The organism is Enterobacter sp. ECC_219_Taxon_10, from assembly GCF_058354905.1.
On sequence record NZ_CM178005.1, the window covers coordinates 936,305 to 961,454 of the forward strand.

Sequence of the window (25,150 nt, forward strand, 5' to 3'; positions counted from 1 at the left end):
AACTTCAGAGTGAACCTGAAAAGGTGCACTGCGAAGTTTTGCTCTTTAAAAATCTGGATCAAGCTGAAAATTGAAACGACACACAGTTAATGTGTGTCCGAGTCTCTCAAATTTTCGCAATCAGAAGTGAAACATCTTCGGGTTGTGAGGTTAAGCGACTAAGCGTACACGGTGGATGCCCTGGCAGTCAGAGGCGATGAAGGACGTGCTAATCTGCGAAAAGCGCCGGCGAGGTGATATGAACCTTTGACCCGGCGATGTCCGAATGGGGAAACCCAGTGTGTTTCGACACACTATCGTTAACTGAATACATAGGTTAACGAGGCGAACCGGGGGAACTGAAACATCTAAGTACCCCGAGGAAAAGAAATCAACCGAGATTCCCCCAGTAGCGGCGAGCGAACGGGGAGCAGCCCGGAGTCTGAATCAGCTTGTGTGTTAGTGGAAGCGTCTGGAAAGTCGCAGGGTACAGGGTGATACTCCCGTACACGAAAATGCACAGGCTGTGAACTCGAAGAGTAGGGCGGGACACGTGGTATCCTGTCTGAATATGGGGGGACCATCCTCCAAGGCTAAATACTCCTGACTGACCGATAGTGAACCAGTACCGTGAGGGAAAGGCGAAAAGAACCCCGGCGAGGGGAGTGAAAAAGAACCTGAAACCGTGTACGTACAAGCAGTGGGAGCACCTTCGTGGTGTGACTGCGTACCTTTTGTATAATGGGTCAGCGACTTATATTCTGTAGCAAGGTTAACCGTATAGGGGAGCCGAAGGGAAACCGAGTCTTAACTGGGCGTTAAGTTGCAGGGTATAGACCCGAAACCCGGTGATCTAGCCATGGGCAGGTTGAAGGTTGGGTAACACTAACTGGAGGACCGAACCGACTAATGTTGAAAAATTAGCGGATGACCTGTGGCTGGGGGTGAAAGGCCAATCAAACCGGGAGATAGCTGGTTCTCCCCGAAAGCTATTTAGGTAGCGCCTCGTGAATTCATCTTCGGGGGTAGAGCACTGTTTCGGCTAGGGGGCCATCCCGGCTTACCAACCCGATGCAAACTACGAATACCGAAGAATGTTATCACGGGAGACACACGGCGGGTGCTAACGTCCGTCGTGAAGAGGGAAACAACCCAGACCGCCAGCTAAGGTCCCAAAGTCATGGTTAAGTGGGAAACGATGTGGGAAGGCACAGACAGCCAGGATGTTGGCTTAGAAGCAGCCATCATTTAAAGAAAGCGTAATAGCTCACTGGTCGAGTCGGCCTGCGCGGAAGATGTAACGGGGCTAAACCATGCACCGAAGCTGCGGCAGCGACGCTTATGCGTTGTTGGGTAGGGGAGCGTTCTGTAAGCCGTCGAAGGTGGCCTGTGAGGGCTGCTGGAGGTATCAGAAGTGCGAATGCTGACATAAGTAACGATAAAGCGGGTGAAAAGCCCGCTCGCCGGAAGACCAAGGGTTCCTGTCCAACGTTAATCGGGGCAGGGTGAGTCGACCCCTAAGGCGAGGCCGAAAGGCGTAGTCGATGGGAAACAGGTTAATATTCCTGTACTTGGTGTTACTGCGAAGGGGGGACGGAGAAGGCTATGTCAGCCGGGCGACGGTTGTCCCGGTTTAAGCGTGTAGGTGTGTGTTCCAGGCAAATCCGGTTCACTTTAACACTGAGGCGTGATGACGAGGCACTACGGTGCTGAAGTGATAAATGCCCTGCTTCCAGGAAAAGCCTCTAAGCATCAGGTAACACGAAATCGTACCCCAAACCGACACAGGTGGTCAGGTAGAGAATACCAAGGCGCTTGAGAGAACTCGGGTGAAGGAACTAGGCAAAATGGTGCCGTAACTTCGGGAGAAGGCACGCTGATATGTAGGTGAAGCCCCTGCGGGCGGAGCTGAAATCAGTCGAAGATACCAGCTGGCTGCAACTGTTTATTAAAAACACAGCACTGTGCAAACACGAAAGTGGACGTATACGGTGTGACGCCTGCCCGGTGCCGGAAGGTTAATTGATGGGGTTAGCGGCAACGCGAAGCTCTTGATCGAAGCCCCGGTAAACGGCGGCCGTAACTATAACGGTCCTAAGGTAGCGAAATTCCTTGTCGGGTAAGTTCCGACCTGCACGAATGGCGTAATGATGGCCAGGCTGTCTCCACCCGAGACTCAGTGAAATTGAACTCGCTGTGAAGATGCAGTGTACCCGCGGCAAGACGGAAAGACCCCGTGAACCTTTACTATAGCTTGACACTGAACACTGGTCCTTGATGTGTAGGATAGGTGGGAGGCTTTGAAGCGTGGACGCCAGTCTGCGTGGAGCCGTCCTTGAAATACCACCCTTTAATGGCTGGTGTTCTAACGTGGACCCGTAATCCGGGTTGCGGACAGTGTCTGGTGGGTAGTTTGACTGGGGCGGTCTCCTCCCAAAGAGTAACGGAGGAGCACGAAGGTTAGCTAATCCTGGTCGGACATCAGGAGGTTAGTGCAATGGCATAAGCTAGCTTGACTGCGAGAGTGACGGCTCGAGCAGGTGCGAAAGCAGGTCATAGTGATCCGGTGGTTCTGAATGGAAGGGCCATCGCTCAACGGATAAAAGGTACTCCGGGGATAACAGGCTGATACCGCCCAAGAGTTCATATCGACGGCGGTGTTTGGCACCTCGATGTCGGCTCATCACATCCTGGGGCTGAAGTAGGTCCCAAGGGTATGGCTGTTCGCCATTTAAAGTGGTACGCGAGCTGGGTTTAGAACGTCGTGAGACAGTTCGGTCCCTATCTGCCGTGGGCGCTGGAGAATTGAGGGGGGCTGCTCCTAGTACGAGAGGACCGGAGTGGACGCATCACTGGTGTTCGGGTTGTCATGCCAATGGCACTGCCCGGTAGCTAAATGCGGAAGAGATAAGTGCTGAAAGCATCTAAGCACGAAACTTGCCCCGAGATGAGTTCTCCCTGAGACTTTAAGTCTCCTGAAGGAACGTTGAAGACGACGACGTTGATAGGTCGGGTGTGTAAGCGCAGCGATGCGTTGAGCTAACCGATACTAATGAACCGTGAGGCTTAACCTTACAACGCCGAAGGTGTTTTGGCGGAAGAGACAGAACAATCAATATTCAGCCTGATACAGATTAACAGAATTTGCCTGGCGGCTTTAGCGCGGTGGTCCCACCTGACCCCATGCCGAACTCAGAAGTGAAACGCCGTAGCGCCGATGGTAGTGTGGGGTCTCCCCATGTGAGAGTAGGGAACTGCCAGGCATCAAATTTAGTAGTAAGCCGGTGCATTAATCCGGTGGTTACAAGCAGTCTTCGGTGGAGCGGTAGTTCAGTCGGTTAGAATACCTGCCTGTCACGCAGGGGGTCGCGGGTTCGAGTCCCGTCCGTTCCGCCACTTATTAAAAGCCCTGAGCTAACGCTCAGGGCTTTTTTCTTATCTATCGTTTAATTATTGCTAAATTAGCAAAAATCCTCTGCATTTTGCGATCTTTTTCTCCATAACAGCGCCAGCGATAATCTTCCGCACTTTACGAACATAATGATTGAGGAATAGTATGACTCTCCCTGCATTTGGTCTGGGCACCTTCCGCCTGAAAGACGAAGTTGTTATCGCATCAGTTAAAACCGCTCTTGAACTTGGCTATCGCGCAATTGATACGGCACAGATCTATGAAAACGAAGCTGCTGTTGGACAAGCTCTCGAAGAGAGCGGTGTACCGCGCAATGAGCTGTTCATCACCACCAAAATCTGGATCGAAAATCTCAGCAAAGACAAGCTCATCCCAAGCCTGATAGAGAGCCTGAAGAAACTGCGCACCGATTATGTCGATCTGACGTTAATTCACTGGCCATCGCCGAACGATGCCGTTTCAGTGGAGGAGTTCATGCAGGCGCTGCTGGAAGCGAAAAAGCAGGGCTTAACCCGCGAAATTGGGATCTCGAACTTCACCATTCCGCTGATGGAAAAGGCGATTGCCGCTGTTGGCGCTGAGAATATTGCGACCAACCAGATTGAGCTGTCTCCATACCTGCAAAACCGCAAAGTCGTTGACTGGGCAAAACAGCATGGGATCCACATCACCTCATACATGACGCTGGCCTACGGTAAGGCGCTGAAAGATGAAGTGATTACGCGTATCGCAGAGAAACATAACGCCACTGCTGCGCAGGTGATTCTGGCATGGGCAATGAGTGAAGGTTATGCCGTGATCCCATCATCAACTAAGCGTGAAAACCTGGCCAGCAACCTGTTAGCAATGGATCTTCATCTGGATGCTGACGATAAAAAAGCGATCGCAGCCCTGGAGTGCAACGATCGCCTGGTAAGCCCGGAAGGTTTAGCTCCTGACTGGGATTAAGTTTGACCCACCCTCTGTCACCTGAACCCTCACACAGCTCCTCCGGGAGCTGTTTTTATATGCTCGCTCAGAAAATCAATAAAGGCACGAATGCGCGTACTCACCGCTCTGTCGCTGTAATACACTGCGCTAAAAGGCATCTCTACCGGCAGACGTTTATCGGCCATCAGCTCTACCAGTTCACCCCGCGCTATCTCCTTATCAATCATATAGTCTGACAGGCAGGCGATCCCATTTCCTTCCAGGCAAAGCTGCTTCAGCGTTTCTCCGCTGTTAGACGATAATCCGCAGGTAATTTCATGAAGCTGACCATCGTGACAGGCAACAGGCCAGGTGTTCAGCGACACCGGCTCCGTAAAGCCCAGGCACAGGTGCTGCTTCAGTTCTTCAACCGTCTCCGGTTTACCATGTTCAGCAATATACTGTGGTGACGCGATAATTTTGCGGTAGCTGGCAAATAGCGGACGGGCCCGCAGGCTGGAATCCGTTAGCGTTCCTGCGCGAATAGCTACATCCACTTTTCGCTCGATGAGGTTAATAAACGTCTCGGACGAGACCAGAGAGAGCGTCATCTCCGGATAGCGTTCACGGAAAGGTTTGATTAGCGGCATCAGGAAATGAAGCACAACCGGCGTGGCCGCATCAATACGCAGCAATCCACGCGGCGTGCTGCGGGTTTCCATAATCTCCGTCTCCGCTGCGGCCATCTCCTGCAGCACCGACTGCACGCGGCGGAAATAACGTTCTCCTTCTTCCGTCAGGCTCAGCTGCCGCGTCGTTCGGTTGAGCAGACTCACGCCAAGCTTCATCTCCAGCTTTTTCACTGAACGGCTAATGGCCGAGTTAGCCTGTCCCAACTGCTCGGCTGCGCGGCTAAAGCTGCCGCTTTCGACGACGGCGACAAAGATTGTCAGCTCTTCCGACGTTGCTTTCATTGTTGCACCATCCGCAAAATTCTATTGATATTTTGACCATTTTTGTTATTTAAACACTGGCGCATACTGCCTGTCATCTTAATCCTGATGATACGGAGTATTTTATGCCACTGGCGCTACTTGCCCTGACGATCAGTGCCTTTGCAATTGGCACGACCGAATTTGTTATCGTGGGACTGGTTCCCACCATCGCTAACCAGCTTGCGATCTCGCTACCCTCAGCCGGGTTACTGGTGTCTATCTACGCCCTTGGTGTTGCCGTCGGCGCGCCGGTGCTGACGGCCCTGACCGGACGTTTTCCGCGTAAGCAGCTGTTAGTTGCGCTGATGGTGCTGTTTACCGCCGGCAACATTCTGGCCTGGCAGGCGCCTGACTACACTACGCTGGTGATTGCCCGTCTGCTGACCGGCCTGGCACACGGTGTGTTCTTCTCGATTGGTTCCACCATTGCAACCAGCCTGGTTCCCAAAGAGAAAGCGGCCTCGGCTATCGCAATCATGTTCGGTGGGTTGACCGTCGCACTGGTCACGGGCGTACCGTTGGGAACGTTTATCGGACAGCATTTCGGCTGGCGTGAAACGTTCCTGGCCGTCTCCTTACTGGGTGTTATTGCCCTCGTGGCTAGCCTGCTGCTGGTACCGTCGAATATCCCGGGCCGGGCAAGCGCAAGCCTGAGCGATCAGTTGAAGGTGCTTACCCATCCGCGTTTGCTGATCATCTATGCGGTCACGGCTCTGGGCTATGGTGGCGTATTCACCGCCTTCACCTTCCTGGCACCAATGATGCAGGACCTGGCGGGCTTCTCCCCCAATGCCGTGAGCTGGATTTTGCTGGGATACGGCATTTCTGTGGCCATTGGCAATATCTGGGGCGGCAAGCTTGCGGATAAGCATGGTGCGGTACCGGCGCTGAAGTTTATCTTCGCCGCCCTGGTCGTTCTGCTGATGATTTTCCAGTTCACGGCTTCAATGCAATACGCCGCGCTGATCACCGTACTGGTCATGGGGATCTTCGCCTTCGGTAATGTGCCCGGGCTTCAGGTTTACGTTGTCCAGAAAGCCGAACTCTATACGCCAAATGCGGTGGATGTTGCATCGGGTCTGAATATTGCCGCTTTCAATATCGGTATCGCGCTGGGCTCCATTATCGGCGGACAAACCGTCGAACACTTCGGATTAACCCAGACCCCATGGATTGGCGCGGTGATTGTCCTGGTGGCCTTCCTGCTGATTGGCCTGAGTGGACGCCTCGATAAGCCAGCCCGCGTCGCGCTGGGATAACATCAGTAAGTGCTTGCTTACAAAACTGGAAAGCGGTTTCTCAGAAATTGCGTTGAAAGTGTGACCTAAAGTCCCTATAACATTAGAACCAGTCCGTTTTCAGGGCTGGTTCATGTTACAGGGGCTGTTTCCAAAAGTGCGAAAAAATACCTATGCCATGCGTTATGTTGCCGGAATGCCCGCGGAGAGGATCTTGCCTCCGGGGTCGTTTGCGAGCATAAGCCAGGCATTACCCGCCGGCACACCGTTAAGCAGCGATGATAAAATCCGGGTGCTGGTCTGGAATATCTTCAAGCAGCAGCGTGCTGAATGGTTATCGGTACTCAAAAATTTTGGAAAAGATGCCCATCTGGTTTTGCTCCAGGAGGCGCAAACTACCCCTGAACTGGTACGGTTTGCCACCACTAACTACCTTGCCGCCGATCAGGTGCCGGCATTTGTCCTGCCGCAGCATCCCTCTGGCGTAATGACGCTTTCTGCTGCACATCCGGTCTACTGTTGCCCGCTCCGCGAGCGCGAACCTATCCTGCGTCTGGCAAAATCAGCCCTGGTGACGGTCTACCCGCTGCCGGATACCCGTATGCTGATGGTCGTGAATATCCACGCGGTAAACTTTAGCCTGGGCGTGGATGTCTACAGTAAGCAGTTACTTCCGATTGGCGATCAAATTGCCCATCACAGCGGCCCCATCATTATGGCAGGCGATTTTAACGCCTGGAGCCGTCCGCGCATGAATGCGCTGTATCGCTTTGCGCGCGAAATGTCGCTGCGTGAAGTTCGTTTTAGCGACGATCAGCGCAAAAAAGCGTTCGGTCGTCCTCTCGACTTTGTCTTCTATCGCGGTTTGAACGTGCACGACGCCTCTGTTCTGGTGACGCGCGCTTCGGATCACAACCCTCTACTAGTTGAATTCAGTCCCGGCAAACCTGATAAATAACGGTGTGTCAGGTCTGCCGTGGGGCAGGCCTGTGCGGGTGCTGCCCTTTTATTTTTAACCAACAAAGGACAGTACGATGACAACAACACACTCCCATCATGACAACGTAGAAAAACAGTTTGGTTCTCAGGCAAGTGCCTATCTGAGCAGCGCCGTGCATGCCTCAGGACGCGATCTGGTGCGTCTCGGTGAACGCCTGGCGGCGTTCCCTCAGGCCCACGTGCTGGATTTGGGCTGTGGGGCAGGGCACGCCAGCTTCACGGCTGCGCAGCAGGTGGCCCGCGTTACCGCGTATGATTTATCCAGCCAGATGCTGGACGTTGTTGCCGAGGCGGCGAAAGCGAAGGGGCTGGACAATATTGATACGCGCCAGGGCTACGCCGAATCCTTACCTTTTGATGATGCGTCGTTTGAGGTGGTTATCAGCCGTTACTCCGCGCACCACTGGCATGATGTCGGCCAGGCATTACGCGAAGTCAAACGTGTTCTTAAGCCGGGTGGCATCTTCATTATTATGGATGTGATGTCCCCTGGACATCCGGTGCGCAATATCTGGCTGCAGACGGTCGAAGCGCTGCGCGATACCTCCCACGTGCAAAACTACGCCAGCGGTGAGTGGTTATCGTTTATCACTGAAGCCGGGCTGATTGCGCGCTCGTTAATAACAGACCGTTTACCGCTGGAGTTCAGCTCGTGGATCGCGCGTATGCGTACCCCGGAAGCGTTAAGCCAGGCGATCAGGCTGTATCAGGAGAGTGCGTCCGCAGAGGTAAAGGCATACTTTGAACTGCAGGACGATGGCTCGTTTACCAGCGATACCATCATGGCTGAAGCGCAAAAAGCGGGATAAGCAAAAAGGCACCGAGGGGAATCGGTGCCTTTTTATCTTTCGAACGTGCTATCAGGAGTCTGGCGTGGCGCTGTTCTTCACAAACAGCGTCAGCTGGTCGCCCGGTTTCAGATTGTCAGTATCATTATTCCAGCGCATCACATCTTTGATGTTCACGCCGTGTCGTTTTGCGATACTGGACAGTGAATCACCTTTGCGCACGCGATAGGTAATGCTATCGCTGTTGCTGGCGAGACGCTGTGCGCTGCTACCTGCACCCACGGTCAAAGTCTGACCCACTTTCAGCCCTGAACTACGCAGATTATTCCACTGCTGCAGATCTTTCGCCGTCACGCCAAGACGTGAAGCAATGCCTGAAAGCGTATCACCTGAACGCACCTTATAGCTGCGGCTGCTAACGGATGAGGCATCGGCGATCAGCGTTGACTGAACGGCGGCAATCTCACCCGATGCTAAAGACTCACGTAACTGCGCAGCATGTTTCTGCGGAACCATTACATACTGCGGGCCGCTTGCCCCCAGCGTCGAGCCTTTAACGCCTGCATTAAAGGTTTTCAATTTACTTACCGACATACCCGTCATATCAGCAACCTGTTGGATATCAACCGGATTGCTGAGGCGAACGCGCGCCAGTGCACGACTTTCGTCTGGTGTTGGCAGTTGTACACCGTAACGCTTGCTGTTCTTGAGAATATCGCTCAAGGCCAGCATCTTCGGTACGTAAATCTTCGTTTCCTGTGGCAGTGAGAGCGACCAAAAATCGGTGGATTTACCCCGTGCTTTATTCGCTTTCATTGCCTTCAGTACACGACCTTCGCCACTGTTATACGCTGCGACCGTTAACAGCCAGTCGCCGTCAAACATCTTGTTCAGACGTTGCATCATGTCGAGAGCGGCTGTCGTTGAAGCGACAACATCGCGACGCGCATCATAGTTGCGGGTCTGTTTCAGACCATAGTTTCGCCCGGTGCTCGGAATGATCTGCCAAATACCTGCGGCATTGGCGCCAGACGTCGCGTGTGGGTCAAAAGCGCTCTCCACTATGGGTAGGAGTACCAGCTCCATAGGCATGTTACGTTTCTTAACTTGCCCGGCTATCCAGTACATATACGGCTCTGCCCGTAACGTTACATCGTGGAGATAGCTCTTATTTCTTAAATACTTCTGTTTCTGTTCGCGAATCCGGCTGTTTTCCGGAATTCCCATCTTTAGCTCGTCGCCAATAGAGGTCCACAAGTCTTGCTCCTGCGCGAAAGATGTCCCATCGTCCATCCAGCGCGCCGAACTTGTAAACTTCCCTGCTTCCCCTTGACCAGCTGCAGAAAGGCTCTGTGCGTGCTGTTGTACGTTGCTGCCGTTCTGCGACTGGCAACCTACAAGCAGGACAGAGGCGAGTAATATCGCTTTTGCCTTCATGTGTGTGTCAATAGTTGCTTAAAAGACGAGCGATGATAACGGCGAAATTTTGAAAAGGCAACCCGCATTTATCTGAAGTTATCTTTCTTTGACCTTAACCATGCAAATCGTTGTTCTGGTTGTTGCAAATTTGTTTCTTGGTTAATTTTATTAATTAAATCAATATCATCTGTTCGTAAAAATAAATTAATCTGGCGCTCATTTTTCAGAGTTACGGGCAGTGTATTTTGGTTTTTTGCACGTAACTCCTTCACTTTGTGATAATAATCCTGAATCGCTCGATCCTCGGGTAAGAGGCTCACAGCAAACTTCATATTCCCTAATGTATACTCATGGGCGCAACAAATAAGAGTATCGTCGGGTAATGCGCTAATTTTTTGTAAAGACTGGTACATTTGTTCTGGCGTGCCTTCAAACAGTCTTCCGCAGCCGCCAGAGAACAAGGTGTCGCCACAAAAAAGATAAGGTTTGCTGTAGAAACACAGATGTCCCAAAGTGTGACCCGGTGTAGCAAATACGGAAAACTCCCACTCGCGGATGAGGATATTTTCGCCCTCTTCGACTACTTGCGTCGTTCCTTTATTTTGTGTCTCAGCCGGTCCGTAAACCACAAGATGCGGGAAATGGGCGCAGAGTTCCTGCACGCCGCCGGTATGATCGTTATGGTGATGCGTCAACAGAATGGCTTCTGGCAGCCAGCCGTTCTCATTTATAGCGCGCAGTACAGGGGCGGATTCGCCGGGATCGACAATGACGCATCGGCGAGCGTCGTCGACTAAAACCCAGATGTAATTGTCCTCAAAAGCGGGAATACTGATAAGATTCATACATTACCTCTTATAGCGTGGCGGGTGTTTTGATGAAACCGGCAAGGATACCTCAGACTGTCGCAGCACCGGAACGTTGGGCCGAATTGCCCTGGGGTGAATACTATCGCGAGGCACTGGAGCAACAGCTGAAGCCCTGGCTCGCGAAAATGTATGGCTTTCACCTGCTTAAGATTGGCAATCTCAGCGCGGAAATCAATACCGAAAGCTGCGCTATCTCACATCAGGTTAATGTCTCGCTCGGCGGATCGCCGGTTCAGGTGAAGGCAGACCCGTTGCATCTGCCGTTTGCTGAGAAATCCGTGGATGCGTGCCTTCTTGCACACGCGTTGCCCTGGTGCAGCGATCCTCACCGTATGCTGCGTGAAGCCGATCGCGTGCTGATTGACGACGGCTGGCTGATCCTCAGCGGATTCAATCCGCTGAGCCTGATGGGGCTGCGCAAGCTGGTGCCGGTGCTGCGCCGAACGCCACCCTATAACAGCCGGATGTTCACCATGATGCGCCAGCTCGACTGGCTTTCGCTGCTGAACTTTGAAGTGCTCTGCTACGGCGGTTTTCAGGTACTGCCGTGGGCGCGGCAGGGGGGAGTCTTGTTGAGCACGCATTTGCCCGCCTTAGGCTGCATGCAGTTTATCGTCGCGCGTAAGCGAACCATCCCCCTTACGCTTAACCCAATGAAGCAGAGCAAGTCGAAAACGCCTATCCGGCAGACCGTTGGCGCAACGCGACAGTACAGAAAACCCTGATCAGGATTCAGGCTGGTAGCCTGCATCCTCATGGGCCGGGTTCAAAGCCGCCGCGCGCGCCAGCTCGTCGCAGCGTTCGTTTTCCGGGTGGCCTGCATGTCCTTTTACCCATTCCCATTTGATTTGGTGCTGACCTAATGCCGCATCCAGACGCTTCCAGAGGTCGACATTTTTAACCGGTTTTTTATCTGCTGTTTTCCAGCCGCGTTTTTTCCAGTTATGGATCCACTGGGTAATGCCCTGGCGAACGTACTGGCTGTCGGTACTGAGCACCACGTCGCAGTGTTCTTTCAGGGCTTCCAGCGCCACAATGGCTGCCATCAACTCCATACGGTTGTTGGTGGTCAGGAAATAGCCTTCGCTAAAAGTTTTTTCATGCTGGCGATAGCGCATAATCGCGCCGTAGCCGCCGGGCCCTGGGTTGCCGAGACAAGATCCATCGGTGAAAATTTCTACCTGTTTACGCATCTCTGGTAGACTTCCTGTATTTGAAACGTTCAGTTAAACGATAAGTCTGACATAAATGACCGCTATGAGCACTGCAATTACTCGCCAGATTGTCCTCGATACCGAAACCACCGGTATGAACCAGATCGGCGCGCACTACGAAGGGCACAAGATCATTGAGATCGGCGCCGTTGAAGTGGTGAACCGTCGTCTCACGGGGAACAACTTCCACGTGTACCTCAAACCCGATCGATTGGTGGATCCAGAAGCGTTCGGCGTTCACGGTATTGCCGATGAGTTCTTGCTGGATAAACCGACCTTTGGTGAGGTGGCAGACGAGTTTCTGGAATACATCAGAGGCGCCGAGCTCATCATCCATAACGCCTCGTTCGATATCGGCTTTATGGACTATGAGTTTAGTAAGCTCCATCGCGATATTCCGAAAACAAACACCTTTTGCAAAGTAACCGATAGCCTGGCGCTGGCGAGGAAGATGTTTCCCGGCAAGCGTAACAGTCTCGATGCACTCTGTTCACGTTACGAAATAGATAACACCAAGCGAACGCTGCACGGGGCATTGCTCGATGCCCAGATCCTGGCCGATGTCTATCTGGCAATGACCGGCGGTCAAACGTCGATGAAGTTCAGCATGGAAAATGAGTCACAGCAGACGCAGGGTGAAGCGGGCATTCAGCGCGTTGTCCGCCAGGCAAGCCGCTTGCGGGTGGTTTTAGCCAGTGATGAAGAACTGCTTAATCATGAATCTCGTCTCGACCTGGTGCAAAAGAAGGGCGGAAGCTGCATGTGGCGCGCCTGAAAAAACGCCACAATGCCTGTAAAATCATCGGTTGGGTGAATTTTGCAGCAAACGATTCAAAACGTGAGAAAAAGCGTTGACGAGATCGGAGGCACACCGTAATATGCGCCTCGTTCCCCAAGCGGGAACAGTGGAGCGGTAGTTCAGTCGGTTAGAATACCTGCCTGTCACGCAGGGGGTCGCGGGTTCGAGTCCCGTCCGTTCCGCCACTATTCAGGCCCACGTTATTTATAACGTGGGCCTTTTTCATATCTGTACGTTTTCGTCTACGCGTTCAATCTTCACGACTTTCCTTTGCGAGGCGCGAGAGCAGAGTGCTATACCACACAGAATCAGTACCGTGCTGACCAGATGATACGAATGCAACGTAACGTGCAGGAACATCACGCTGAACAGACCGCCGCTCAGTGGAATGAGGTGTGAATAAATTTCCCCGCGGGTTGCACCGATAGCCGCAATGCCTTTATTCCACAGCAGGTAAGAGAGCCAGGAAGGAAAGACCACCAGGTACAGCAGTCCGCTTAAAAAGCCCGGCGCGGTATAGGCCGTCCAGTCTGGTAATCCTGTCTTTATCAACGATATCGCCAGTACCGGTAACAACACCAATGCACCGAAGATCGCGCTCACGGCCACAAAGGCATTCCCACCGACGTTATGCGGCTTCATCCGCAAGAAGGCACAATAAACGGCCCAGCTGGCGGCAGAACCCATGGTCCAGATATCGCCGCGATTAAGATTTTTAAGCGTATCCAGATGCAGCAGATCGCCCTGCATGACCAGCCAGACGACGCCCAATGAACTGAGAACAACGCCTGCAATATTCTGCACTGATATTTTCTCTTTAAATACCAGCTTATTTATCAATAAAACCAGGGCTGGCGTTGTAGATAAATAAATAGCTGCATTAAGAGATGAAGTATATTGCAGGCCGATATACAGCGTGAGTGGGAACATAACCTGTCCGCACAGCGCAAGAAATATAATCGTACCTCTCGCCTTTTTCATCATTGGCCACTGGGCGCGAATCTGTCTGATATAAAGCATAGATAAGAGAAGAGCCGTCAGTATCCAGCGTGCGGCGGATAATATAATCGGGTCTGCATGCGCCACCAGTAAATGACCGACGACATAATTTCCGCCCCAAAAACAGGCCGCGAGACTGAGTAAAAAATAGGGCATAGAGGCTCCTGAAAATAAACATTTTGTCTGCCTTAAGAGTACTGCCGGTGCAGAATTAAATGCTAATATAATATTTTCATCTTCCGGTATTGGCTGAAACTATGAAGTTTACTCTCAGGCAACTTGAGTTCTACATTGCGTTAGCGGAAACACTACAAATTTCCAAAGCGGCCAGCCGTTGTCATATATCGCAATCTTCCATGACGGTCTCCATGCGTAACCTGGAGGAGGCGGTAAATGCCCCCCTTTTTATCCGCCATGCAAAAGGGATCCAGTTGACGCCCGTGGGCGAGCGATTTCTTAACCATGCCCGCAAGATCCTCCACGATAGCCGCGCGGCGGTGGAGGATCTCCATCAGCAGCCAGAGGCGATCAACGGCGTCGTGCGCATTGGTATTGCCGAAACCCTTTCCGCTTATCTGCTGCCCAATCTCTGGGGCGATATCGCGCAGCGTTTTCCGCTGCTGGAGACGGCGTTCCATGAGGCACCCGCATCACAGCTGCTTCAGGGTTTGCGTCAGGGAGAACTCGATTTTTGTCTTTTGCTGACCTCTAATATCAGCCACGATAGTACGCTTGAGGTAGAAACGTGGATTCGTTCGCCGCGCCGTCTATGGACCGCCATCGGTCATCCTCTCCTCAGCGTGCCGGAGCTTCGGTTAAAAGAGGTGGAAAAGGTGCCATTCTTGTTGCTGGTGACGGACGACTATCCCGATGTGATATCCGACTACTGGCAAAGCCGGGGCTGCCATCCTGATATTCATTTTCGCACCAACTCCTTTGAGGCGATTCGAAGCCTGGTTGCACAGGGTAAGGGCGTTACGATTTTATCCGATCTGGTCTATCGCCCGTGGGCGCTCAGCGGCCAGCGCGTGATCCGGCGAACCATTGATGACTGTATTACCTATATGGATGTGGGGATCGTCAAAAACGCCGGGCAGCCGCTCTCTCCGGCCTGCTTGCGGTTAATGGATTTTTTACGACAGCAAACGGCCCGCCTGGGCGAAGAGCTCTGAACAGCGCCCCTGAGATTTCCGTTAGACGCCAGATATTTCCTGATTTCCCTGAGGGCCTTCTTGCCCACAGGTCGTGTATTCCGTTACAGGGGATGAAGACAATAAGCGCCTTGCTTATTTTCTTTACCGAAACGGAATTGTGTTATGTCTGGTATCACCGCGAGCGGTATTCGCTCCCTGATCGCCTCCCGTCCACTATTATTGGCCCTCAGCTGTGCGGCCGCTTTGCCGGCATATGCTGAAGAGTCGATGACCGTTGAGGGGCACTATCGCGATCCCGCGTCATTTATCGCTCCGGCTCATACTCCAGCACAACAATTGCCAGCCAGCGATGGTGCGGGCGCGCTAAAAAACATACCAGGTTTTTCCGTGCTGCGCAGCGGCGGCAGTAACGGCGATCCGGTGCTGCGCGGGATGTTCGGCTCCCGTCTGACGTTGCTTGCGGATGGCGTCAGCACTCAGGGGGGCTGCGGTTCGCGCATGGATACCCCAACCGCCTATATCACCCCGCAAAGCTACGACACGATAACCGTCATTAAAGGCCCCCAGAGCGTACTGTGGGGGCCAATGGGCTCCGCCGGAACGCTGCTCTTTGAACGTCAGCCGGACTATTTCAGCGCACCAGAGCTGGAAGGCAGCGCTGAGCTGCTGCAGGGCGCTAACGGACGCGCGGATCAAAACCTTAATCTCGCGTTTGGCGACCCGCGCGGCTATGTCCGCCTTGACGGTAATCATTCGGTGGCGGATGACTACCGGGATGGTCACGGCAACCGCGTGCCGGGCCTGTGGCGCAGGTGGAACAGCGGCGTCACGGTAGGGCTCACGCCTGATGAGGACACGCTGGCGGAACTAAGCGTGGGGGCCAGCGACGGTAAAGCCCGCTATGCTGGTCGGATGATGGATGGTAGCCGCTTTACCCGCAAAAGCGCAGCGCTAAAACTGGAGAAGTATCACCTGAGCGAGCACGTCAGCAAACTTAGCTGGCAGCTTTATGCCAATGATACCGATCACATCATGGATAACTACAGCCTGCGTCAGCCCGTTGGACCGAAGCGTAAGTCTGAAGTGGGCGGCGTGGTAATGGGCAGTAGCCTTACCGGCGTGTGGGAAGATGAAGCCACCACGCTTACCGCTGGCGCAGACGTAATGCGCAAAAGCCACCGTAAAAAAAGCGCCGGAACGTGGCGTGACGATGCCCGTTTTACCCAGATGGGTTTATTTAGCGAATGGCGCCAGTCCGTCACGGCGGATGACACGGTCATCACGGGCGCGAGGCTGGACAGCCTCCGCGCGGACGATCGGCGCAGCGCGCAAAATACCTCCCGGCGCGATCTTCTGCCTGGGGTGTTCACCCGCTATGAGTATCGCGTGCCGGACGCACCCGTCATGCTTTATAGCGGTATCGGTTACACCGAACGTTTTCCTGATTACTGGGAGCTTTTTTCCGGTAAGGCCGGAGAACAAAGCTTTCGTCAGCTGAAAACAGAAAAGACCCTGCAATGGGATAGCGGCGTACAGTTTCACGGCGACAAGGTCAGCGCCTGGGCATCGGCCTATGTCGGGCGGACTGCCGATTACATTTTGTTTGATTATAGCCGCACGCCGTCGCAGGCCAGCAATATCAATGCCGCCGTAATGGGCGCGGAGACGGGCGCAAGCTGGAGCCTGACGCCCAACTGGGCAGTGACGGGAAGCCTGAGCTACGCCTGGGGCGAGAATCGTAGTGATAAACAGCCGCTGCCGCAGATGCCCCCGCTCGAAGGGCGGCTGGCGCTGGACTATACCGGGCAAAAATGGCGTACCGGATTACAGTGGCGTGTGGTAGCGCCGCAGCATCGCGTGGCGCAGAACAAAGGTAACGTCACCGGCCAGGATCTTGGCCCGAGTGCGGGGTTTGGCGTGCTTTCGTGGAGCGCGGGCTACACATTTAACGACCATTTCGAGTCCCGCGTGGGTATTGAGAATCTGTTCAATAAATACTACAGCGAGCACCTCAATCTGGCGGGGGCCAGCCAGTTCGGATACGCCTCAAATCAGCAAATCCCTGAGCCGGGGCGCGTCTGGTGGCTGGCTGCGACATACCATTTCTGACCCTGAGTGTCATTGCTGAGAGCGACCGTTGAGGCGTTTGTTTGCCTCTACCGCCTGTTTACAGGCGGTTTTTTTATTTCAGATAGCAATATCGAACATCTGCGTTTTGGCAAGCAGGCAATAGAGCTGACAGTCGCTGTTTACCCCCAGTTTTTCCATCGCGCGCAGTTTATGGGCGCTGACGGTTTTATTACTCAAATGCAGTTGTCTGGCGATCTCTGTCAGACTCATCCCTTTGCAGAGCATCCGCAACACATCAATTTCACGGGGCGAGAGCTCCTGCTCCGTTTGCGCGCCGGTCTGGAACAGGGAATGCATCAGCTCGCGCTCAATATAGACTTCTCCATTGATCACTGACGTCAGCGTTCTGCTCAGGGTTTTCTCACAGGTATCCCGGCTAATATAGGCTTTGGCGCCTGCCTCCAGCGACATGCGGATAAGCTGCGTGTTTTTGTAGGGCGAAAGCACAATGATCTTAAGTTGCGGATATTTACGGCTGAGCCATTTAATCAGTAATACGCCGTCCATTCCGTTGAGCGGGTTAACGGTTTGGCTGGTGGCCAGAGAAAAGCCAAGAAACAGAATGTCGACAGGATGTTGGGACAGCAGTGAAAGCAGCTCAGATGGCGACGCCGTATCGCCCTGAATGCAAAACTCCGGGCGGGGGGAACCGTCGCTGAAAAGAGACGGCATATTGGTAATCATGGATAAGACGCCACGACGAATAATGGTGTGCTCATCGGCAATAGCGATACGAACTTTCATGGTTTCTCCTTCGAAAATGTGGGCGACGCCAGGGATAACGCCGCCGGATGACCAGAAAGATACAGATCCTATGCAGAGCATTCTTTAGTACTTGTCAGATAATTCCTTCAGTGCGGTATCGAGTTGCTGAAGATTGGCTTCCATGCGCGCGCAGAATCGCGATGTCAGCACAGGCAGGGCTTCAGGCTCTATCATCCCTGCCGCCAGCATCTCCGGCAACACTTCCATCGCCTGACAGGTGCGGGTAGCGTCGTGCATGGCAAAGAGGCTCCACGAGGCCTTCAGACGATGCGCGAGCTGGCTTAGCGTTTGCGGTGACGGGGTGTTTTCCTCTAAATGACGAATATCAAGAGTAATGGCATCGCGCATTTGCTGGCGCATCAGGGTCATGATCTCCGGTTGACCATTGGCCAGACGCCGGAGTTCGCTGAGGTCAGGCACCTGATTGCGCAGGCTGTGATGCTGCGCCAGCGCCTGGTGCAGGGCGTTGAGGGAGAGCGGTTTTCGCAATAGCGCGTCCATCCCGGCATGTTTTGCCCGATCGTCCTCACTCTGCAGCGCGCTGGCGGTGTAGCCGAGGATAGCGGGCGGTGCGGTGATACTGCCGGCAATATCGCGCAAAAGTATCAACGAGGTGAGCTGATAGCCGTCCATGAGGGCCATCTGGCAGTCGGTTATCAGAATATCAACCGGCTCGTTTTCAAGGCGCGCAAGCGCTTCGCTTGCGCTAGCGCAAGGAATAACCTCCTGGCCCAACTCCTGCAGCTGAAGTGCTAACACCGTCAGGTTAGCCGGAAAATCGTCAACAATCATAATGCGATGCTGTGGCAGCGGGGTAATAACGGGTGTCTCATCGACCGTTGTCGCAGCGCTGGTAGCATGAAGCGGTATGCTGACCGTCACCTGCGTACCGCTTCCCGCTTCGCTGGCTATCGTCAGCTTCCCTCCCATCAGCTCGACTAGCTGATAACAAATCGCCAGGCCGAGTCCGCTGCTTTGCGGCGTGCTGCTGTCAGTCTGAAACCATGGCTGGCCGAGGTGTGGAAGGGCATCGGCCGGGATACCAATGCCTGTGTCACGAATCAACAGCTGCAAATGTTCACCGTGGAGCCGGGCGTGGAAGTCAATTTCTCCCTGCGGCGTATATTTAATGGCGTTGCCTAACAGATTGGCGATGACCTGATTCAGCCGGGCTTTATCGAACAGGAACCAGCCGTCGCGCGGCACGTTCAACTCGCTGCGCCAGTGGAGCCCTTTAGCGTTTGCGCTGCTGGCAAAAATCTCCGCGCTGGCGTTGAGCGTCTGCCACAGGGGCCAGGCCTGTGGCTCCAGCCTTAACTCGCCTGCTTCAATGCGCGACAAATCCAGTACGCCGCCAATCACGTCGCGCAATGACCCTGCTGCCTGCCAGGCGATGTTGAGAGATTCGCTTTTGTCGCGCTCCATCTCCAGCAGGCCCAGCATGGCGTTGAGCGGGGTACGAATGTCATGGCTCATGCGGGCGAGGAAGTTCGATTTTTCAGTGCTGGCCTGCTCCGCCTGTGCCAGTGCCCGATTGAGCGCAGCGGTCAGCGCGGCTTTTTCAGTGATGTCGATCCAGCCCCCGACCACGCCCTGAGGCCGCCCCCGCGTATCGGTATAGCGGCAAAGCCACCAGTAGAGGGTGGTGTTGTTCTGGGTGGTTTCACCCGTTAACGGTGTCGCGGCATGGAGCAGCGAGAGGCGATGCGGCAACGTAAACTGTTGGGCAAGCTCGCCCAGAGGCAGGCTGGAAAAGGGAGAGCCCTCTTCGGGCAATGCCGTGAGTAACGGTGAGTGAATAAAGGAGTCGTTATAGCGCGTCAGCCGCCCGGCCGGATCGCAGACGAACAGCGGCACCGGGACGTTGTTCATCAGGGTTTGCCAGAGAGAGAGCGCGTTGTGCAATTCAGCCGTGTCCCGCTCGCGCTGGCGCCGCTGGCTCTGCGCGGCGCTAAAGGTCAGCAGGGCGACTAATGCCGCACAAATCGCCACTACGGCGAGCATGACCAGCCATAGCGATTGCGCCGGGGCAGCGGCTGTCGTCTGTGCGGGCTTCGACAGGTTAAGGCTCGCGTAGATATCAGCCTGCGTGACGGACGCCATGACCGCATTCACCCTTTTGGCATCCGCCGGATCAGGCATATTCGGTACAAACCATAGCGGTACTTCCGGCAGCGCCAGCGGCGTCAGCGACAGGTTACTGGCGTTATGCTGGCGCAGCAGGTGATGGAGTATAAACGCGTCGCCCGCAAGCCCGTCCGCGCCTCCGGCTTTGAGCAACTCAAACCCCTGATCGAGTGAGTTAACCAGCACCAGGTTATCTGCCGGTAACACCTGACGCAGTAACGTGACGAGAGGTGAGATGCGCATGACGGCAATCCGCTTATGCCGTAATGCGGACAAGGCGCCGGAAAGCGGGTTGCTGTCTTCACTGAGCAGGGCCCAGCTCAGTGAGTCAAACGTGATGGCACTCTTTGACGGTGGCGTCGCGCTGGCGACAATGCGCAACGTGTTCTCCGCATACTGAAGCGGAGGCGCATCAAGGTTGAAGGTCAGGCTATACAGGTTGGACGGAAACAGGTTGAGCAGCAGATCGCGCCATACGCCCTGGATATGCCCGTCAGACGTGATCGTGACCATTGGCGGTGAAATGGCGGGAAGCAAAACGTGCAGCGTGATTTTGGGCGCATTTTCCTTCACGGGGGAATGGCGAGCGTCAAAGACGCTACCGTCCGGCAGAAGCCATTTTTGTTCCAGCCATTCAGCGTCTTCCGGGTTAACGGTGTGAATACGCTCGTTGAATATTTCCAGCGTGTTTGCCTGCTCAGGCAGAGCCCATGCGCGAAAATGCAGCGGCGGAGCGTCGCCCAGCGGCGTCAGGGTCAGCGTGGTGGCGGGAGAGTGGGTCAGCCAGTTACGCAAAACAAATTCCGGGGCAATGAATTCCCGCGCTTTCCCTGCTGCCAGCTGCCTGACGCTTTCACCCGGTGAAGCTGAACCTGTCGCAGAGCAGCGGGTCGCGACCTCTGGCGGTAATTCTGGAAAGCACAGCGTTCCGCCTTGACCCTCTTTTATGCTCAGAGAGGCCAGCGGGAAAGCGAGCATTGGCTCGCTGGCGACCAGATCGGCAGCAGGACGCTGGGCGGCAATTAACACATCGATGCGCTTTCGCTTCAACGCATCCAGCGCCGATGCCGGGTCGCTAAAGCGCTGAACGTCCGGCAGCGGCGTATTGCTAAACAATATGCTGAGCTCGTCATCCAGAATTCCCGGCGGCCGGTCGATGACGAGAAAAGGCGGCGCGGCGCTCAGCAGGCCTACACGCAGCACGCTACCCGCCGCGTGCCCGCTTATCAGCAAGAGGATAAATAATGTTGCCAGCCATCCTCTGCGCATGCTTAGCTAACCAGCCCCAGACTTTGCGCGCACTGGAGCAGCTCGAAATCATTTCTTGCGTTGAGTTTGCTCATGGCACTCTTTTTTTGCGTACTAATGGTCTGCTTTGTCCGGTTAAGCTGGGCACTGATCTCGTTCACGGTGAAACCACGGACCAGCAGGCGCAGCACTTCAGTTTCCCGTTCGGTCAATTGTGCATGGGGTTTCACCGGTTCAACATGCCCCTGTAGAGTGCTGCGCAGTGTCTGTAGCAGATTGTTGGACAAGCTGGCTTTGTTGAGAACGGCATGCACCCCGCTGCGACGCAGCGAGTCCAGAAGCTCAGGATTGGTGATCATGGTGACCACCACAATCATGCTCTGAGGATAATGGCGAATCAGCGAGCGGATCATGATGAGCCCGTCCGGGCTTCGCGTGCCGGGCATACTCAGGTCGGTGATAATGATATCGACAGGCTCGCGCGCCAGTTTACTCATAAGTTCATCAGCACTGAGCGCTTCATGAACGACCCGATAAAGGTCCGGGCGCGTCTGCAGCAATGTGCGCAAGCCTAATAAATAGACAGGGTGGTCGTCGGCAATCAGAACGGTTTTTTGCATGACATCCGATCCGGTTAGGAAAAGACAGGTGTTCACCGCACATCTTAGCGAATGGCGCTTTAGCATCACTCTTACAGTGTAGAGCAGAGTAAGGTGAAAAAGAGTAGCTAAAAAGTGGGGGGCTGTATAGCTGCTGGTGGGCATCAGCCGATCCTGATGGAAAACCGAAAGGTAAAGTAACGAAGCTTTCACATTCTACGAAATAGATTTTTTTCTGAGCAGCCGAATGGTTTGTTATTTATCACGAAATAGCGGCATGGAGGGCGATATTTCTCAGGTACGGAAAGGAATTCCTTATTGTTCAGGTTGAATATCAGGTATTGCTCAGGCGTTACTCAGAATAAACTTTCTGAAATCATGAATGGGCCGCGAAAAAATCAGGACGGGAAATAGCGCAAATGGCGAAGGTACTATCATTTATAGGGATATGTTGTTAATTTGTGCCTGAATTAGATAACAGACATGTAACTGTTAATACCTGCGCTTTTTCGTCATAACAATGTAAACGCTGTAATTTTAATATCCAGGACCTACCCGTGAATAACGAAGAAATATCTCTTTCAGCGTCAGTAACGTTCGTACCGGAAAAATCATCTCTGGCAACCGTGGAGCATGGTGATATACACCTGACGCCCAACGAGCGTCGTTTGCTGGAGTTGATCCTCAGCGGCAAATGTAAAAAAGAGACCATATTTGAAGAGATCTGGCTCAACCAGGGCATGATTGTTAGCGAATCCAGTTATCACCAGCTTATAAAAATGCTGCGCCGCAAGCTGCAAAATGCCGGCTTGCCGGGCTCGATCATTAAAACCATTCCCCGTTATGGTGTGGTACTGGCACCCTGCGAAACGCAGGGCAGTGAGGCAGCTTGCCCGCCAGAAGTGCCTGATAACGCGCCTTCTCCCACTCCCGTTGATTGCCCGTCGCTGCCTGCTATCACGGCGGAGCCAATGAAAACGCCGTCACGTCAATACGGGGCTTTGCTGACGGTGTTGTGCAGCTTGTTGATTATCCTTCCCACGCTGGTGGTGGTCTGCACGGCGGACACGCCGCAGGCCTTTCAGGAAAATATCTACGTGGATGGCGTCATGTTTCATCTCTCTTCGCTGCGCAGTGTCGATCGCCAGGCGCTGGCGCGAAAGCGGCATGACCTGCCGGCGGGTATCAATAATGTTTACATCGCGTCGAACGGCCCGAAAGTGTTTGTTGCGCAATGTGAAGGCGAACTATCTAAGGAGGGAAAATGCGGTTACGAATACTATTCGTCATATTAAGCGTTTGCATCAGCGTTTCGCTGGGTGGCGTGCTGGCTTACCTGACCAGCGGCTACCTGGAGAGCAGAATGGTGCCTGTCGAGCCCTGCAGCAGCGTCATTCGTAACGGCAAGTTTATCGATGAAAGCCTGGAACATTACCAGTTTAATGGTGTTATCACCTGGTGGCCTAAACTGCACAGGCTAACGTTATTTGGTGTAAAAACCGATGAGGCCGGAAATCGGGTATTCAACCGAACCCTGCAGTTAAAATCGGTGACACAGAAAGGAAACGTCATCAATGGTCGGGTGGCAGAATTAAAAATTGCCGTTGGCGATCAACTTCCGCAGAAGACTTTTCTGATAAGTGAAGATGATCAGTATATTAATCTGTTATTCAAGCCGATTAATAAAAATAGCTGGCTAATGAAAATTAACGATAACTGGGTAGCAATGTGTGAGTATAAGTAATCTCACGTGAATCTTATTATAAGAAATATCCAGGCTGGCGAGTTTTAAATCTGCTGCTGCGGTTAGCTGTTCTCCTGTTTTCAGGGAGATGAATATCCTATCTTGCGGGACAGGATTTCATTATTAAACCTGGAGCAGGATATCTCCCATGTTAAAGAAAAATAAAATATCTCTGAGCGCTATTGCCGCAGGCCTGGCGTTAAGCGGAATGCTGGTCAGCACGTTTAGCCATGCGGCCGTAACCGACGCCGCCTCACAGATGCCGGATATCAGTCAGAAAAAAATTCTCGTCGGTTATTGGCACAACTGGGGAATTAACCCGGAAGAGATAGACAAAGCGCGCGGCTATCAGGGAGGCTTACCTTCTGATATGTCGCTGCGTGAAGTGCCGAGAGGCTACAACGTCGTCAATGTCTCCTTCATGAAAGTCATGGATGGGCAGAGCGGGAATATCCCCACCTTCAAACCCTACAACGCGAGCGATGAGGAGTTCCGCGCTCAGGTTGCAGAGCTGAACGAGCAGGGGCGCGCGGTGTTGATTTCACTGGGCGGCGCTGACGCGCACATAGCACTGAACAAAGACCAGACTGAAGCGCTTGCGGCGGAGATTATTCGCCTGACCGATCGCTATGGTTTTGATGGTCTTGATATCGACCTGGAGCAGACGGCCATTACTGCGGCTGACAACAGTACGGTGATCCCAGCGGCGCTGAAAATGGTGCGCGACCATTATCAGCAGCAGGGCAAACACTTCATCATCAGCATGGCGCCAGAGTTCCCTTATCTTCAGTCCGATCGCGGGGTGAACTACAAAGCCTACCTGCAAAATCTTGAGGGCGTGTATGACTTTATCGCTCCACAGTATTACAACCAGGCGGGCGACGGCGTGAATATGATGACGCAGGAGGAGAAGGACGAAGTCGGTGAATGGTGGCTGCCGCAGGAATGGGGGAAGGGCTATAGCGACCGTCAAAAAGAGCTTTTCCTTTACTATCTGACCGACAGCCTGGCAAACGGGACGCGCGGGTATGTGAAGATCCCGGCGAACAAGCTGGTGATTGGTCTTCCGGCCAACCCGGATGCGGCAGGAACCGGCTATGTGCGAGACGCGCAGAGTGTCTTTAACGCACTTTCGCGACTGGAAGCGAAAAATGAAGCGGTAAAAGGGCTCATGACCTGGTCAGTGAACTGGGACAATGGCAACACTAAAAATGGTCAACATTACGGCTATGAATTCCTGAACCGCTACCAGAGCATCCTTGACGGCAGTCTGCCGGATGGGGGCGACGAAACGGATACTCAGGCGCCAACACAGGTGCAGGGCGTGCAGGCCACGCTGAAGGGGCAGGATGTTTCGCTCAGCTGGCTGCCGGCTAAGGATAATACTGGCGTGGCGGGGTATGCCATCTGGCGCGGTCTGGAAAAGATCGGTGATACCCGTGAACTCAACTTTACCGACAGCCAAACCACGCCGGGTGTGACCTACCGCTACACGGTTATCGCCTATGACGCCGCCGATAACTACGCCGCCCCGAGCCAGGCGGTGAACGTTACCGTGCCTGAAGGTGACGAAAGCACTGGCGAAGAGGGCGGTCAGGGTGGCAACGCCACAGCGTTCACACCGGGAACCGTCTATGCGGTGGGGGATAAAGTGCTCTATGAGGGCAAGGTTTACCGCTGTCAGATTGGCCATACAGGTGCCAGCCATTGGGCGCCGGATCGGGCCCGCAACTTGTGGGTAGCTGAATAACCTTTTTTAAACA

The 25,150-nt window shown here is 53.7% G+C and carries 19 protein-coding genes, 2 tRNA genes and 2 rRNA genes; 15 read left to right on the top strand and 8 right to left on the bottom strand.

Annotated features, from left to right (window positions below; all coding sequences use genetic code 11):
- Positions 1–148 precede the first annotated feature (148 nt).
- From AC4ICF_RS04340 to dkgB, 4 genes are all read left to right on the top strand, one after another.
- A 23S ribosomal RNA gene (locus AC4ICF_RS04340) occupies positions 149–3,053 on the top strand.
- Between the two features lie 73 nt (positions 3,054–3,126).
- Positions 3,127–3,242, top strand: a 5S ribosomal RNA gene (gene rrf, locus AC4ICF_RS04345).
- A gap of 56 nt (positions 3,243–3,298) precedes the next feature.
- Positions 3,299–3,375 (top strand) — tRNA-Asp (locus AC4ICF_RS04350).
- 160 nt (positions 3,376–3,535) lie between these two features.
- Positions 3,536–4,339 carry a 2,5-didehydrogluconate reductase DkgB gene (dkgB, locus tag AC4ICF_RS04355; protein ID WP_316380287.1) on the top strand — a complete coding sequence of 268 codons (804 nt, stop codon included), beginning with the start codon at positions 3,536–3,538 and terminating at the stop codon, positions 4,337–4,339.
- Between the two features lie 29 nt (positions 4,340–4,368).
- On the opposite strand, the gene yafC is transcribed toward dkgB, so the two are convergent.
- Positions 4,369–5,274 carry a DNA-binding transcriptional regulator YafC gene (yafC, locus tag AC4ICF_RS04360; protein WP_028015603.1) on the bottom strand — a complete coding sequence of 302 codons (906 nt, stop codon included), beginning with the start codon at positions 5,272–5,274 and terminating at the stop codon, positions 4,369–4,371.
- A 104-nt stretch (positions 5,275–5,378) separates the two neighbouring features.
- Between yafC and AC4ICF_RS04365 the strand changes: the two genes are divergently transcribed.
- From AC4ICF_RS04365 to AC4ICF_RS04375, 3 genes are all read left to right on the top strand, one after another.
- Entirely contained in the window at positions 5,379–6,554 is a 1,176-nt protein-coding gene (locus AC4ICF_RS04365; RefSeq protein ID WP_116344030.1) for an MFS transporter, read from the top strand.
- Positions 6,555–6,690: 136 nt separating this feature from the next.
- Complete coding sequence (locus tag AC4ICF_RS04370; RefSeq protein WP_061099701.1) at positions 6,691–7,491, top strand: endonuclease/exonuclease/phosphatase family protein; 801 nt, start codon at positions 6,691–6,693, stop codon at positions 7,489–7,491.
- Between the two features lie 76 nt (positions 7,492–7,567).
- Positions 7,568–8,341 (top strand): class I SAM-dependent methyltransferase, encoded by a 774-nt coding sequence (locus AC4ICF_RS04375; protein WP_116344031.1) that lies wholly within the window; start codon positions 7,568–7,570, stop codon positions 8,339–8,341.
- Between the two features lie 51 nt (positions 8,342–8,392).
- On the opposite strand, the gene mltD is transcribed toward AC4ICF_RS04375, so the two are convergent.
- Both mltD and gloB read right to left on the bottom strand, forming a co-directional pair.
- Positions 8,393–9,757 (bottom strand): murein transglycosylase D, encoded by a 1,365-nt coding sequence (gene mltD, locus AC4ICF_RS04380; protein ID WP_028015607.1) that lies wholly within the window; start codon positions 9,755–9,757, stop codon positions 8,393–8,395.
- 68 nt (positions 9,758–9,825) lie between these two features.
- Positions 9,826–10,584, bottom strand: coding sequence for a hydroxyacylglutathione hydrolase (gene gloB / locus AC4ICF_RS04385; RefSeq protein ID WP_316380288.1), 759 nt, complete (start codon positions 10,582–10,584; stop codon positions 9,826–9,828).
- Between the two features lie 32 nt (positions 10,585–10,616).
- On the opposite strand from gloB, the gene AC4ICF_RS04390 reads away from it, so the two are divergent.
- Positions 10,617–11,333 (top strand): class I SAM-dependent methyltransferase, encoded by a 717-nt coding sequence (locus AC4ICF_RS04390; RefSeq protein ID WP_050863228.1) that lies wholly within the window; start codon positions 10,617–10,619, stop codon positions 11,331–11,333.
- Here AC4ICF_RS04390 and rnhA read toward each other — a convergent pair whose 3' ends face one another.
- Positions 11,334–11,801, bottom strand: coding sequence for a ribonuclease HI (gene rnhA / locus AC4ICF_RS04395; protein WP_028015610.1), 468 nt, complete (start codon positions 11,799–11,801; stop codon positions 11,334–11,336).
- A gap of 64 nt (positions 11,802–11,865) precedes the next feature.
- Between rnhA and dnaQ the strand changes: the two genes are divergently transcribed.
- Complete coding sequence (gene dnaQ / locus AC4ICF_RS04400) at positions 11,866–12,597, top strand: DNA polymerase III subunit epsilon (RefSeq protein ID WP_204320751.1); 732 nt, start codon at positions 11,866–11,868, stop codon at positions 12,595–12,597.
- A gap of 132 nt (positions 12,598–12,729) precedes the next feature.
- Positions 12,730–12,806: transfer RNA gene (locus tag AC4ICF_RS04405), tRNA-Asp, on the top strand.
- Positions 12,807–12,843: 37 nt separating this feature from the next.
- On the opposite strand, the gene AC4ICF_RS04410 is transcribed toward AC4ICF_RS04405, so the two are convergent.
- Entirely contained in the window at positions 12,844–13,776 is a 933-nt protein-coding gene (locus AC4ICF_RS04410) for a DMT family transporter (RefSeq protein WP_316380289.1), read from the bottom strand.
- Between the two features lie 101 nt (positions 13,777–13,877).
- Between AC4ICF_RS04410 and AC4ICF_RS04415 the strand changes: the two genes are divergently transcribed.
- Positions 13,878–14,792: a LysR family transcriptional regulator gene (locus tag AC4ICF_RS04415; RefSeq protein WP_116344035.1), complete on the top strand. Its 915-nt coding sequence runs from the start codon at positions 13,878–13,880 to the stop codon at positions 14,790–14,792.
- A gap of 144 nt (positions 14,793–14,936) precedes the next feature.
- Positions 14,937–16,883 carry a TonB-dependent copper receptor gene (locus AC4ICF_RS04420; protein WP_316380290.1) on the top strand — a complete coding sequence of 649 codons (1,947 nt, stop codon included), beginning with the start codon at positions 14,937–14,939 and terminating at the stop codon, positions 16,881–16,883.
- A gap of 78 nt (positions 16,884–16,961) precedes the next feature.
- Here AC4ICF_RS04420 and AC4ICF_RS04425 read toward each other — a convergent pair whose 3' ends face one another.
- The 3 genes from AC4ICF_RS04425 to AC4ICF_RS04435 form a co-directional block, all read right to left on the bottom strand.
- The gene (locus tag AC4ICF_RS04425; RefSeq protein ID WP_163331089.1) at positions 16,962–17,648 is read right to left on the bottom strand and encodes a LuxR C-terminal-related transcriptional regulator; all 687 of its coding nucleotides are present in this window, start codon (positions 17,646–17,648) and stop codon (positions 16,962–16,964) included.
- Between the two features lie 84 nt (positions 17,649–17,732).
- A complete protein-coding gene (locus AC4ICF_RS04430) occupies positions 17,733–21,065 on the bottom strand; it encodes an ATP-binding protein (RefSeq protein WP_439209922.1) in 3,333 nt (1,110 codons plus the stop codon).
- Positions 21,066–21,067: 2 nt separating this feature from the next.
- The gene (locus tag AC4ICF_RS04435; RefSeq protein WP_116344039.1) at positions 21,068–21,664 is read right to left on the bottom strand and encodes a response regulator; all 597 of its coding nucleotides are present in this window, start codon (positions 21,662–21,664) and stop codon (positions 21,068–21,070) included.
- Positions 21,665–22,200: 536 nt separating this feature from the next.
- Between AC4ICF_RS04435 and AC4ICF_RS04440 the strand changes: the two genes are divergently transcribed.
- The 3 genes from AC4ICF_RS04440 to AC4ICF_RS04450 all read left to right on the top strand — a co-directional run bounded on the left by AC4ICF_RS04440 (position 22,201) and on the right by AC4ICF_RS04450 (position 25,137).
- Positions 22,201–22,938 (top strand): winged helix-turn-helix domain-containing protein, encoded by a 738-nt coding sequence (locus tag AC4ICF_RS04440; RefSeq protein WP_162875008.1) that lies wholly within the window; start codon positions 22,201–22,203, stop codon positions 22,936–22,938.
- Complete coding sequence (locus AC4ICF_RS04445) at positions 22,908–23,387, top strand: hypothetical protein (protein WP_166710189.1); 480 nt, start codon at positions 22,908–22,910, stop codon at positions 23,385–23,387. Before AC4ICF_RS04440 ends, AC4ICF_RS04445 begins: the two co-directional genes overlap by 31 nt.
- Before the next feature lie 148 nt (positions 23,388–23,535).
- Positions 23,536–25,137 (top strand): glycosyl hydrolase family 18 protein, encoded by a 1,602-nt coding sequence (locus tag AC4ICF_RS04450; protein ID WP_316380292.1) that lies wholly within the window; start codon positions 23,536–23,538, stop codon positions 25,135–25,137.
- The last annotated feature ends 13 nt before the right edge of the window (positions 25,138–25,150 follow it).